Below are 13,133 nucleotides of genomic sequence, written 5' to 3'. Positions count from 1 at the left end.
CATTATTCTCCCCGGGCCAACAACGCAGCCCCCAATAATCCAGCGTCATGACGGTAATGCGCTGCCAGTAATTCCACGTGATAGGCCGCAGGCTCTTGTGCCAGATAATGTTCCACCAGCGCCAGATACCCTTCAGCCAGCCCAACGCTGCCGCCAATGACCACGCACTGGCAATCGGTCATGGCCTTCACATCAGCGACAAGCCTTGCCAATGTTCGCGCTGAGCGATGGATCAACTGGCTTGCCTGCTCATCACCCTGCCCGGCACGGCTAAAAATAGTTTTGGCGTCGCATCCGGCAAGCGCGCCTTCGGCAGCCGCCGCGATCCCACGACCAGATGCGATCGCTTCAACGCAGCCCACACGCCCGCAGCCACACACGGGTCCATGCGGATCGGCCAGCGTATGTCCCAGATGCCCGGCCAGACCGCCGACTCCGGTCAGCAGTTTCCCAGCACTCACTACCCCGCCGCCCACGCCGGTGGAAACAGTAATGAACACCATATCGCGATACTTGCCGCCAAGCGCATGATACTCAGCCCACGCCGCGGCCTGCGCATCATTGACCGCCAGCGTCGGCAAACCGGTGAGATCGTTTAGCGTTTGCCGCAGCGGAAAATGCAGCAACCCGCCGAGGTTATGCGGATTCAGCGCCAGCAAAGAACCCTCATGGATAATCCCCGTCGAGGCGATCGCCACCCGCTTCGCCTGCCCTTGTAGTGGCGCAATCAGTGCCTTTAACGCGGCGCGCAGCGCATCCGGCGTTTTGCTGGCAGGCGTTGGCAATTCACGCCGTTCGCGGATTTGCAGACTGCTGTCCACCAGCGCGGCAGCCAGTTTGGTGCCGCCAATATCAATCGCCAGCGTAGTCATGACGCAGCCTTCTGCATCGCGGTGATAAGCTTTTTATCCCACTGCTCAAATAACGACATCGTTCTTCCCTTTCGCTAGTTGCCCGGTTTAGCGCCGGGCAACCCGATTAACTTTTGGATTTCACCATGGTGCTTTTGTCACCGCCGAACGGCACGGCCCCGCTAAATGGCCGACCATCGATGGCATCATGCGTGCGTAACGCCTCAGGGCGCAGCCAGCGCTGTACGCGGGACGGCATATCGAGACCAATCAGCAGGATCACCACAAATGTCAGGCCGAAGGAGAGCGATCCCAGCGCAGTACCCAGATCCAGACGTTGTGCAATCAGCGCGCCGATGATCGGCGCCAGTGCCCCGCCCAGCGCCCCAACGTTGTAGGTGAAGCCCAGACCCGCAGCACGCTGGTCGGTATCGAAATAGCCGCCAATTAATTTCGGTAAGATCCCGGAGATCCCCTGACCGAGCATTTGCTGGAAAAACAGCAGCAAACCGAGTACCCAGACGTTTGAACCACCGATCGCAAACACTGGAATAATCAGCAACTGCGAGGCCAAAAGACTGCAGACATAGGCTTTACGGGTGCCCAGCCAGTCGCCAAGAAACCCACCGACGCAACAACCGACCGCCGCGCCAAAGCCGCTAAAGAAGAGCACTCTGGCAACCGTTGAGGGGTCATACATGAGTTCGGTTTTCAGATACGTGGGCAGCAGCGCCTGAATCGGCCACGAGTAAAGGAAAGCGAACAGCACGACGACCATCAGCATGACGCCCGTTGGCCAACGCTTACCGCTGCTTTGCACCATAAAGCTAATGAAGATAAATGCGCATATCAGTCCGAGAATCGCCACGATAGCCGCATTTTGCAAATTGCCCGCAAAGCAGAACCACAGCGCGGTTGCGGCGGCGAGAGTCATCAGAATATTGATAACCCGATGTTCGCCCCGGTAGAGAATGTCCACCATCGTCCGCACCGGCGCTTTGCCTTCGTGTTTCTCTTTCCAGTCTTCCGCTTCCGGAATATTTTTACGCAGCCAGAGGGCGAAGATAATCGGCAGAATGCCGATAAAAAACAGCGCGCGCCATCCCCAGACCGGGACCACCAGGCTGTAAACCTGGGCGGCGACCACGGCACCAACGGAGAAGCCGGAGATCAGGAAACCACTGGCTTTGTTACGCAGGTGTTTAGGCCAGCTTTCAATGACATAGGTGGCGCTGGAACCGTACTCGCCGGCCATCCCCATCCCAATAACCAGGCGGGCGATAAACATGGTGGTGTAACCCGGCGCGAAGCCGCAAGCCAGCGTCCCCACAGAGAACAGTATGATGCTGGTGACCATCGCCAGACGGCGTCCGTAACGGTCGCCCATGGCCCCCAACATTAACCCGCCAAACCAGCGGGAGATAAAGGCGGCTGAGATCAAACTGGCAGCCTGCACCGTCGTCAGACCGAATTCGCCTTGTACTTCCGTCAGCACAAGGGCGATTAACACAAAATCAAAACCATCAAGTAAATATCCCAGCCAGGCGGCGGAAAATGCCCGCCATTGCGCCCGATTGAGATGGCGATACCACGGGATGCTCTGGGTAGAAGTACTCATTTTACTCTCCCGACGATTTTTGTTGTTGTGCCGGATAGCGGCTTTGCCTTATCCGGCCTACGGTCGAAAATCCAGGCCGGGCGAGCGAAGCGTCCCCGGCGACCCGCGATTACGCCTTTTCCGCCAGCAGTTGGTTAGCCAGCGCTTTCAGTTCCGGCAGATAGCGTTCATCTACCGGGGCAAACGGCTTACGACACAGCGGAACAGAAACTACGTCCATATAGTGCAGTACCGTTTTCAGGCCACGGAACACGCCAACCTTAATGAGCAGATCGATAACCTTATTGCATTCAGTTTGCAGCTTTTGTGCCGTCCGGATATCGCCTTCTTTGAGCGCTTTCACAATTCCCTGATAACGCCATCCCATGATGTTGTAAGTGCTACCGATACCGCCATCTGCGCCCGCCAGCAAACCAGAAGCGAAAATCTCGTCATAACCGTTATAAAGCACCAGATCGGGATGAGCGCGGCGGATCTGTTCCATCTGATAGAGATCGCCGGAAGTTTGCTTCAGCGCGCCAACGCCAGGTAGCGTCACCAGCGTGTTGATCTGATCCAGCGTCAGTTTTACGCCGCTCAGCGCCGGGATGTTATAGACCACCATCGGCAATCCATTCGCTGAATCAATAATTGCGCGGTAATGATCGCAGTGCTCTTCGAAGCTGAACGGATAGTAAAACGGCGTGACGGCTGAAACCGCATCAAAGCCGTAGCGATACGCGGCGCTCGCCAGCTGCTGGCTCTCTTCGGTGCTCACCGTGCCAACGTGGGCGATAAGCGTCACCTTGCCTTTCGCTTCTTCGGCAACAATTTCCAGCACCTGCTCTCTTTCAACGCGATTTTGGACAAAGGCCTCGCCCGTAGAGCCACCGACATAGAGCCCATCAATACCCTGGCCAATGTTGAAACGCACCAGCCGGCGCAGGCTCTCAACATCCAGCCGCTGTTGGTTATCGAATGGGGTTAACAACGCTGGCATTACGCCTTTTAAATCTCTTGCCATAACTACCTCTGTCGATGATTAGTGTTATCTGACTGCATACCTTTATACCTGTTATACCAGAACAAATAAGCAGCAATACAATACAGAACGCTTATAGTGCGATCTGCTTCACTAAAAGATCGTCAGGATCGCGATTACTTACGCAATTTTTTATTTTTGCTGAAGGCGTGCCAGGTTGCGGAAACGCTGTTGAGGTGTTCTTGCAGTGCGCGGTCAGCTTCTTCAGGATCGCGCTGGCGAATTGCGTCGACAATGGCGATATGCTGCTGATAACTCACGTTGTTGTGCTCATACAACTCTTGATCGGCAACGGTCGGGCGGGCAGCAATCAGCCAGTCTAAAAGCGCAACATGGATCGCCATAAAGATGGGATTGCCCGGGATCTCCGCCAGCACGCGGTGAAAATCAACGTCCGAGCGAATGAACAGCGTATTGTCATCCAGCGACTGGCTGTTGATCTCCAGTGCTTTCGCCAGTCTGTCGATTTGCTCGTCAGTAGCATGTTCTGCGGCATATCGTACCAGGCTGGATTCAAAGAACAGGCGCAGCTGCTCGAAGTGGGCTATGCCGCCGGGATGCGCGAGGAAATCTTTGGCCATACCGGAGAGCTCGCTGATAATGGTATCAGCCGAAGGACGCGAAACGCGGGCGCGCTCGCCGTTGTTGATTTGTACCAGGCCTTTGCGTTTTAACGCTGCCAGCGCTTCTCGTACAGAAGGACGGCCCACGTTAAAGAAGGCCATCAGCTCCCGCTCAGACGGCAGTTGTTCCCCCTCGCCAAATTCCCGACGACGGATCATCTGCTCCAGTTCTTCTTCAACCATCTCAGACAGTTTTTTACGCGCCAGCGGGCGATTGCGTAAGCTACGGCCAATGGTGGATGGAGAGTCTTCAGCTTGCGAATCAAATGCGTTCATAGGGTCCATTCAGCTAAGTCGTGGTGACAAACAACAGCGGGTTTATCCTAACACAGGATCGAAAGCAGGGTGAAATGATGGTCATCCAGACAGTCTGGCTTATGAATAATATATTTAATATTAATATTATATTTCGCTTAAACATGCTGAGTATCTTTAATTAAACAAGATCATATCAGCTTCGTGAAATTTATGAATATGAACGTGATAATTTATCATAACCAACTATTTTATAACGAAAAATAAATTAACCATTGCATTAAAAATAAGATATCCACTCCATAAAAAGTGTCCAGAAAAATATAACATCCATTTTGACAACAGCATTATTACCGGATTTATCATCTTCCCTGGCATGGAGTGAAACAATGTTCGGCATTATTATCTCTGTCATCGTTTTATTAACGATGGGTTACTTGATCCTCAAAAACTACAAACCCCAGGTCGTGCTGGCCGCAGCCGGGATCTTCCTGATGATCTGCGGCGTCTGGCTGGGTTACGGCATGCTGGTCGCTGACGATAAAAGTAGCGGCTATCTCCTGGTCGATATTTACAACGAAATTCTGCGTATGCTCTCAAATCGGGCGGCAGGGCTGGGGTTATCCATCATGGCGGTGGGCGGTTATGCCCGTTATATGGACAGGATGGGGGCCAGCAGAGCGATGGTTAGCCTGTTAAGCCGACCGCTGAAGCTAATCCGTTCCCCCTATGTCGTGCTGGCCGCCACCTATGTGATTGGTCAGATCATGGCGCAGTTCATTACCAGCGCTTCCGGGTTAGGCATGCTGCTGATGGTGACGCTTTTCCCAACGCTGGTCAGTCTTGGCGTGAGTCGATTATCCGCGGTTGCGGTCATTGCTACCTCGATGTCGATTGAATGGGGCATTCTGGAAACCAACTCTATTTTTGCCGCGCAGGTCGCGGGCATGAAAATCGCCACCTACTTCTTCCATTATCAGCTCCCCGTCGCCTCATGCGTTATTGTCGCTGTCGCCATTGCGCATTTTTTCGTACAGCGCCGATTTGATAAAAAAACGTTACCGGAAAACAACAGGTTCGCTGAGCAAAAGACGCTGGAAGATGTGCCCCCGCTGTATTACGCCATTTTACCGGTGATGCCGCTGATCCTGATGCTGGGTTCACTGTTGCTGGCACATATGGGATTAATGCAGGCAGAGCTGAATCTGGTGGTGGTGATGCTCATGAGCATGACGCTGACCATGTTTGTCGAATTCCTGCATAAACATAATCTGCGCGAAACAATGGATGATGTGCAGGCTTTTTTTGACGGCATGGGGACGCAGTTTGCCAACGTTGTCACACTGGTGGTCGCCGGTGAGATCTTTGCCAAAGGGTTGACGACTATCGGCACAGTGGACGCCGTGATTAAAGGCGCGGAACACTCCGGCCTGGGCGGCATCGGCGTGATGATCATCATGGCCGTGGTCATCGCCGCCTGCGCGATCGTCATGGGATCAGGCAACGCACCGTTTATGTCTTTTGCCAGCCTGATCCCGGATATTGCTGCCGGGCTGCATATTCCGGCAGTGGTGATGATTATGCCGATGCATTTTGCCACTACGCTGGCCCGCGCGGTATCACCCATTACCGCGGTGATTGTCGTAACTTCAGGGATTGCCGGCGTGTCGCCCTTTGAGGTGGTAAAGCGCACCGCTATTCCGATGGCAGTAGGATTTGTGGTGAATATGATAGTCACCATCGCGCTGTTTTATTGATTGCGGAGCCAGAAAACAGAACAGGCCCGAAAGGGCCTGTTTTTTATTTCACTATTTACTTCACTACGCGTAGCGCTGGGCGCCCGCCGCGAGGCGGCGGCGGAGTGTCATCCGGATCGTTGTCGTCGCTGTTGTCAGGCTTATCGCCATCAATGACCGACATGACCGTTTCACTCTCAAAACCAGACGCTTCGTTGTCGTCATCATTTAAGCTGGCGACATCTTCGTCGTAGGCGGCTTCCGGTTCAAACATCGTACCGGCGCCGTTTTCACGAGCATAAATAGCCAGAACCGCAGCCAGCGGGACGGAAACCTGACGCGGCACACCACCGAAGCGCGCGTTAAAGCGTACTTCGTCGTTTGCCAGTTCCAGGTTCCCCACCGCGCGCGGTGCAATATTCAGAACTATTTGCCCGTCACGTGCGTATTCCATCGGAACCTGCACGTCCTGGAGCGTCACATCAACCACCAGATGCGGCGTGAGCTGGTTGTCTAACAACCACTCATAGAATGCGCGCAGCAGATACGGACGGCGTGGTGTTAGCTGTGGCAAATCCATACAGGTTAACCCCGGCCCAGACGCATTTCACGTTCAGGCTCAGTCAGAGAAGCCAGGAAAGAATCACGTTCAAAGACGCGAGTCATATAACCTTTCAGTTCTTTCGAACCGGCACCGTTGAATTCAATACCCAACTGCGGTAAACGCCACAGCAGCGGCGCCAGGTAGCAGTCTACCAGGCTGAACTCATCGCTCAGGAAGTAAGGTTTCTGACCGAATACTGGCGCAATTGCCAGCAGCTCTTCGCGCAGACGCTTACGCGCGACCTCGGCTTCAGAAGCGGAACCGTTCACAATGACGTTCATCAGCGTGTACCAGTCTTTTTCGATACGCTGCATGTACAGGCGGCTTTCACCACGCGCAACCGGGTAAACCGGCATCAGCGGCGGATGCGGGAAGCGCTCATCCAGGTATTCCATAATGATGCGAGATTCCCACAGGGTCAGCTCACGATCCACCAGTGTCGGTACGCTCTGATTCGGGTTGAGGTCGATCAGATCCTGAGGTGGATTGTCCTTCTCCACGTGCTCAATCTCGAAACTAACACCTTTTTCAGCCAGCACGATGCGGACCTGATGGCTATAGATGTCAGTAGGACCAGAAAACAGCGTCATTACCGAACGTTTGTTGGCAGCGACAGCCATGAAAACCTCCAGGTATATTCAGAATTTTTACTGCTACCAGCCACTCAGTGACCAGCCAGAAGTGATGTCACCCAGACTCAGGAAAGCCATTACTGTTTAAAATACAAACAAAAAATGAGCGATACCTGACATTTGGGCAGAAAATTGGATGATAGTTTACCAGATTTTGTGACCTTTGTGGTGAGTCGATTCTTGAAATGGGAAAAAAGAGGTGGCAATCAGCGGATTACCGTGGTTCAAGGGGGAGAAATAGTGATAAAAAAACCCGCCGAAGCGGGTTTTTTCGCAAATTGTTGTCTGCCAAAGCAGAAAGCAATTAACGTTTGGAGAACTGCGGACGACGACGTGCTTTACGCAGACCGACTTTCTTACGTTCAACCTGACGAGCATCACGGGTAACGAAGCCAGCTTTACGCAGTTCGCCACGCAGGGATTCGTCGTACTCCATCAGAGCGCGGGTGATACCGTGACGGATCGCACCAGCCTGACCAGAGATACCACCACCTTTAACAGTGATGTACAGATCCAGTTTCTCAACCATGTCGACCAGTTCCAGCGGCTGACGAACTACCATGCGGGCAGTTTCACGACCGAAGTACTGTTCCAGAGAACGTTGGTTGATTACGATTTTACCGTTGCCCGGTTTGATGAAAACGCGAGCTGCGGAACTTTTGCGGCGACCAGTGCCGTAGTATTGATTTTCAGCCATTGCCTATAATCCCGATTAGATGTCAAGAACTTGCGGTTGCTGTGCCGCGTGGTTGTGCTCGTTGCCAGCGTAAACTTTCAGTTTACGGAACATAGCACGACCCAGAGGGCCTTTTGGCAGCATGCCTTTAACCGCGATTTCAAGCACACGCTCAGGACGACGAGCGATCATCTCTTCAAAGGTCGCTTGCTTGATACCACCGATGTGGCCGGTGTGGTGATAGTACACTTTGTCAGTACGCTTGTTGCCGGTTACAGCAACTTTGTCAGCGTTCAGAACGATGATGTAATCACCGGTATCTACGTGCGGAGTGTATTCCGCTTTGTGCTTACCGCGCAGGCGCAGAGCCAGTTCGGAAGCCAGACGACCCAGAGTCTTACCGGTCGCGTCAACAACATACCAGTCGCGTTTTACGGTTTCTGGTTTAGCTGTAAAAGTTTTCATTAAAAGCTTACCCAAATAAATAAGTTACACGTAGGTGTTCACCCAAACGTTTTAGTCAGTTGAGGTTCACACGACAAAGTCCGGCAAACCTACCCCTTCGAATAGCCTATGCCGGCGAGAAAGTTTTGGGAAAAAACTCTCTTGTAACGTGGGGTCGCAAGATTATAGAGAAGTCAGGGTCAAAGATCGACCCCTTTATGTGATTTGCGGCAGGTTTAACCGGCTAAATGTTCCCGCTTCAGGTACTCCTCGCTTTGCATCTCCTGCAAACGCGACAAACAACGCTGAAATTCAAACTTCAGACGCTCGCCCTGGTAGATCTCATATAAGGGAGATGCCGCACTCACCACCAGCTTGACGTGGCGTTCATAGAACTCATCCACCAGCGCGATAAAGCGCCGCGCTTCGCTTTCCATCAGCATCGTCATGACCGGCACATCGAACAACAGCACCGTGTGAAACAGACGCGACAGCGCAATATAGTCATGCTGACTGCGAGCATCGACGCAGAGCGTGGTGAATGACACCGCCAGCGTTTGGTTTTCGACGGCCAGCGTCTGCATCGGACGATGGTTAATCTCCAGCGTCGGCGCATGTTCACCTTTGGTTCCCGCTAATGCCAGCCACAGCTTATCCATCTGCTGGCGGGTTTCATCATTCAGTGGCGACAACCACAAATGCGCCTGCGTTAAGGTGCGCAGACGATAATCGACGCCGGCATCGACATTCATGATGTCACAATGCTGCTTGATGGCATCAATGGCAGGAAGAAAACGCGTGCGTTGCAAACCGTTACGATACAGTTCGTCAGGCGGAATATTGGAGGTCGCCACCAGCGTGATGCCTCGGGCAAACAGCGCCTTCATTAAACCGCCAAGCAGCATGGCGTCGGTGATATCAGAAACAAAAAATTCGTCAAAGCACAGCACGTCCGTTTCGGCTTTAAAGCGGTCGGCAATGATTTCCAGCGGATCGCTATGCCCCTGCAGGGCGGTAAGCTCTTCATGGACGCGCAGCATAAAACGGTGAAAGTGCAAACGCTGTTTACGCCCCCCCGGCAGACTATGGTAGAACAGATCCATCAGCCAGGTCTTTCCACGTCCGACTCCGCCCCACATATACAAACCACGCACCGGCGGGTTGGTCGGCGACTCACGCTTGCCCAGCAATTTGCCAAACCGTGCCATCAGACCACTCTCCTGCGGCGCAGGTCGAGCTGGCGTCGTTAGCGCCTGGAAAATGGTTTCCAGTCGATTCACGGCTTCTTGTTGTACGCTGTCGGGCTGATGAGTGCCCTCTTTAAGGGCTTGCTGGTAACGCGATGTCGGGGAAAGGCTTTGCATGATGTTATTGTTATTCCTTGAGAATCGATGTGCCGTCGCTCACGGTTGACGAAAAAAAGGCCGTTCTACATTACGTGATATAAACACGGGATTCCACTTCTACGGGATTAGCGGTTATAGTGGCATAATCAGGCGCAGGCATGGAGCCTAAAGCCAACACCCTACGGAAACACAAGACAACGGGAGATGTTCATGACCTGGGAATATGCGCTAATTGGGTTAGTCGTCGGTATCATTATTGGTGCTGTAGCCATGCGTTTTGGTAATCGTAAATTACGCCAACAGCAGGCATTGCAGTACGAACTGGAAAAAAATAAAGCTGAGCTGGAAGAGTACCGCGAAGAGCTGGTGAGCCACTTTGCCCGCAGCGCTGAATTGCTGGATAACATGGCGGACGATTATCGTCAGATCTACCAGCATATGGCGAAAAGCTCGAGCAACCTGCTGCCAGGTATGTCGCCGGAAAACAACCCGTTCCGTAATCGTCTGGCAGAGTCCGAAGCTGGCAACGATCAGGCGCCGGTTCAGATGCCGCGTGACTATTCTGAAGGGGCCTCCGGCCTGCTGCGTAGTGGCGCAAAGCGCGACTAAACGCACATCATTAAGAAATTTATTGGGCGCAGTAATTGCGCCCTCCGCTTCTCTTCCCGTCCCAGCTATTATTTAGTCGTTAGCCTCATTGTGACCAAACCGAAAATTCAATAACATCAAACTGTTTTGAATCATCTTCCGTTTACTCAAGGTACGAGAGCAGGATCCATGAAAAAACAAACCCAGCTGTTGAGTGCATTAGCGTTAAGTGTCGGGTTAACTCTCTCGGCGCCATTCCCGGCCGTTGCGTCGATTCCCGGCCAGGTTCCCGGTCAGGCTGCGCTTCCCAGCCTCGCCCCGATGCTGGAGAAAGTGTTACCTGCCGTGGTGAGCGTTAGGGTCGAAGGCACCGCAGTCCAGGGACAGAAAGTCCCGGAAGAGTTTAAAAAGTTTTTTGGTGATGAGCTTCCCGACCAACCTTCACAACCTTTTGAAGGGCTGGGCTCAGGGGTCATTATTGATGCCGCAAAAGGCTACGTCCTGACCAATAACCACGTCATTAATCAGGCGCAAAAAATCAGCGTTCAGCTTAACGATGGCCGAGAGTTCGACGCGAAGCTGATCGGCAGTGACGATCAGAGCGATATCGCCCTGCTGCAAATTCAACACCCCAGTAACCTGACGCAAATTGCCATTGCCGACTCCGACAAACTCCGCGTGGGTGATTTCGCGGTAGCCGTGGGTAACCCGTTCGGTCTCGGGCAAACCGCCACATCCGGTATTGTATCGGCGTTAGGTCGCAGCGGTCTGAACCTGGAGGGTCTGGAGAACTTTATTCAGACCGACGCCTCTATCAACCGGGGAAACTCCGGCGGCGCGTTACTTAACCTCAACGGTGAGTTGATTGGCATTAACACCGCGATTCTGGCGCCCGGCGGCGGCAGCATCGGCATTGGCTTTGCGATTCCGAGCAACATGGCGCGCACGCTGGCGCAACAGTTGATGCAATTTGGCGAAATCAAACGCGGTCTGTTAGGGATTAAAGGTACCGAAATGACCGCCGACATCGCCAAAGCGTTCAATCTGAATGTGCAACGCGGCGCGTTTGTCAGCGAGGTTCTGCCTAACTCAGGTTCTGCCAAGGCGGGGGTGAAATCCGGTGACGTCATTACCAGTCTCAACGATAAACCACTCAGCAGCTTTGCCGAACTGCGTTCACGCATTGCGACAACTGAACCAGGAACCAAGGTCAAACTGGGGCTACTGCGTAACGGTAAACCGCTGGAGGTTGAAGTCACCCTCGATACCAGCACGTCTTCGTCCGCCAGCGCGGAAATGATCGCCCCTGCGTTGCAAGGCGCTACGCTCAGCGATGGTCAGTTAAAAGATGGCACCAAAGGCATCAAAATTGATAACGTTGAAAAAAGTAGCCCAGCCGCGCAGGCCGGTCTGCATAAAGATGACGTTATCATTGGCGTGAACCGCGATCGCGTAAACTCGATTGCCGAAATGCGTAAGGTGCTGGAAACGAAGCCGTCGATCATTGCTCTGCAAGTGGTTCGCGGTAACGAGAGTATTTACCTGCTCCTGCGTTAATGCATTAAACCGGACATCCCCTCCCCGTGTGATGTCCGGTAAACTCGTGATATGCTGCTGCCGTTCCCTTTTTTAATGACGCCGCCATCATGTTTGTGAAGCTTTTACGTTCGGTCGCGATTGGTTTAATCGTCGGCGCCATTCTGCTGGCGGCGATGCCCTCTCTGCGCAAAATTAATACTCTTACCACACCGCAGTTCGACAGTGCCGATGAAACGCCCGCCAGCTATAACCCAGCGGTTCGCCGTGCTGCACCTGCCGTCGTTAACGTTTATAACCGCAGTATGAACAGCACTGCGCATAACCAGCTTGAGATCCGTACGCTCGGCTCAGGCGTTATCATGGATCAGCGCGGCTATATCATTACCAATAAGCACGTCATTAATGATGCTGACCAAATCATCGTCGCATTACAGGATGGACGTGTATTTGAAGCGCTGCTCGTGGGCTCTGATACGTTAACCGACCTTGCGGTGCTGAAAATCAATGCGACTGGTGGACTGCCGACAATCCCCATTAATAACAAGCGTGTGCCGCACATTGGCGATGTGGTGCTCGCCATCGGTAACCCGTACAACCTTGGGCAAACCATTACCCAGGGGATCATTAGCGCCACCGGCCGTATTGGGCTAAACCCGACAGGACGCCAAAACTTCCTGCAAACGGATGCCTCCATCAACCACGGTAACTCCGGCGGTGCGCTGGTTAACTCATTGGGTGAACTGATGGGCATTAATACGCTGTCATTTGATAAGAGTAACGACGGCGAAACCCCGGAAGGTATTGGCTTTGCCATTCCGTTTCAGTTGGCAACCAAAATTATGGATAAGCTGATTCGTGACGGGCGCGTGATTCGCGGCTATATCGGCATCAGCGGTCGTGAAATTGCGCCACTGCACGCGCAAGGCAGCGGGATGGATCAAATTCAGGGGATAGTGGTTAACGAAGTGGCTCCGGACGGTCCGGCAGCCCAGGCAGGTATTCAGGTCAACGATCTGATCATTTCGGTCAATAATAAACCGGCAGTATCCGCTCTTGAGACCATGGATCAGGTGGCCGAAATTCGCCCAGGTTCAGTCATCTCGGTCGTCGTGATGCGCGATGACAAACAGCTGACGCTGCAGGTGACGATTCAGGAATACCCGGCCACCAACTAACGTCACGTCCTGGCAGCCTACTTAC

General features: G+C 53.2%; 13 protein-coding genes. 4 read left to right on the top strand and 9 right to left on the bottom strand.

Translation table 11 applies throughout. The features are described from left to right. Positions 1-2: 2 nt before the first annotated feature. The 4 genes from nanK to nanR all read right to left on the bottom strand — a co-directional run bounded on the left by nanK (position 3) and on the right by nanR (position 4,398). Positions 3-872: an N-acetylmannosamine kinase gene (gene nanK, locus AC534G_RS02615; protein ID WP_110496723.1), complete on the bottom strand. Its 870-nt coding sequence runs from the start codon at positions 870-872 to the stop codon at positions 3-5. Positions 873-978: 106 nt separating this feature from the next. After that, positions 979-2,469: a sialic acid transporter NanT gene (gene nanT / locus AC534G_RS02610; RefSeq protein WP_038634306.1), complete on the bottom strand. Its 1,491-nt coding sequence runs from the start codon at positions 2,467-2,469 to the stop codon at positions 979-981. A 109-nt stretch (positions 2,470-2,578) separates the two neighbouring features. After that, entirely contained in the window at positions 2,579-3,472 is an 894-nt protein-coding gene (gene nanA / locus AC534G_RS02605) for an N-acetylneuraminate lyase (RefSeq protein ID WP_110496719.1), read from the bottom strand. A 134-nt stretch (positions 3,473-3,606) separates the two neighbouring features. After that, the gene (nanR, locus tag AC534G_RS02600; RefSeq protein ID WP_038634311.1) at positions 3,607-4,398 is read right to left on the bottom strand and encodes a transcriptional regulator NanR; all 792 of its coding nucleotides are present in this window, start codon (positions 4,396-4,398) and stop codon (positions 3,607-3,609) included. A gap of 359 nt (positions 4,399-4,757) precedes the next feature. Between nanR and dcuC the strand changes: the two genes are divergently transcribed. After that, positions 4,758-6,125, top strand: coding sequence for an anaerobic C4-dicarboxylate transporter DcuC (dcuC, locus tag AC534G_RS02595; protein WP_110496717.1), 1,368 nt, complete (start codon positions 4,758-4,760; stop codon positions 6,123-6,125). A gap of 55 nt (positions 6,126-6,180) precedes the next feature. Here dcuC and sspB read toward each other — a convergent pair whose 3' ends face one another. From sspB to zapE, 5 genes are all read right to left on the bottom strand, one after another. Continuing rightward, complete coding sequence (gene sspB / locus AC534G_RS02590) at positions 6,181-6,684, bottom strand: ClpXP protease specificity-enhancing factor (protein ID WP_038634317.1); 504 nt, start codon at positions 6,682-6,684, stop codon at positions 6,181-6,183. 5 nt (positions 6,685-6,689) lie between these two features. Then, complete coding sequence (gene sspA, locus AC534G_RS02585; protein WP_003025132.1) at positions 6,690-7,328, bottom strand: stringent starvation protein SspA; 639 nt, start codon at positions 7,326-7,328, stop codon at positions 6,690-6,692. A gap of 316 nt (positions 7,329-7,644) precedes the next feature. Next, positions 7,645-8,037: a 30S ribosomal protein S9 gene (gene rpsI / locus AC534G_RS02580; RefSeq protein ID WP_000829815.1), complete on the bottom strand. Its 393-nt coding sequence runs from the start codon at positions 8,035-8,037 to the stop codon at positions 7,645-7,647. A gap of 15 nt (positions 8,038-8,052) precedes the next feature. Next, complete coding sequence (gene rplM, locus AC534G_RS02575; RefSeq protein ID WP_003025141.1) at positions 8,053-8,481, bottom strand: 50S ribosomal protein L13; 429 nt, start codon at positions 8,479-8,481, stop codon at positions 8,053-8,055. Positions 8,482-8,696: 215 nt separating this feature from the next. Then, positions 8,697-9,824: a cell division protein ZapE gene (gene zapE, locus AC534G_RS02570; protein WP_038634326.1), complete on the bottom strand. Its 1,128-nt coding sequence runs from the start codon at positions 9,822-9,824 to the stop codon at positions 8,697-8,699. A 192-nt stretch (positions 9,825-10,016) separates the two neighbouring features. On the opposite strand from zapE, the gene zapG reads away from it, so the two are divergent. From zapG to degS, 3 genes are all read left to right on the top strand, one after another. After that, positions 10,017-10,415 (top strand): Z-ring associated protein ZapG, encoded by a 399-nt coding sequence (gene zapG / locus AC534G_RS02565; protein ID WP_003025147.1) that lies wholly within the window; start codon positions 10,017-10,019, stop codon positions 10,413-10,415. Positions 10,416-10,583: 168 nt separating this feature from the next. Next, positions 10,584-11,951, top strand: a complete 1,368-nt coding sequence (gene degQ, locus AC534G_RS02560) for a serine endoprotease DegQ (RefSeq protein WP_069324411.1) — start codon at positions 10,584-10,586, stop codon at positions 11,949-11,951. An 89-nt stretch (positions 11,952-12,040) separates the two neighbouring features. Further along, entirely contained in the window at positions 12,041-13,108 is a 1,068-nt protein-coding gene (gene degS, locus AC534G_RS02555; protein ID WP_038634334.1) for an outer membrane-stress sensor serine endopeptidase DegS, read from the top strand. Positions 13,109-13,133: the final 25 nt, after the last annotated feature.

It is taken from the genome of Citrobacter sp. CRE-46 (genome assembly GCF_059615875.1).
This window is presented reverse-complemented; position numbering and strand designations above follow the sequence as displayed.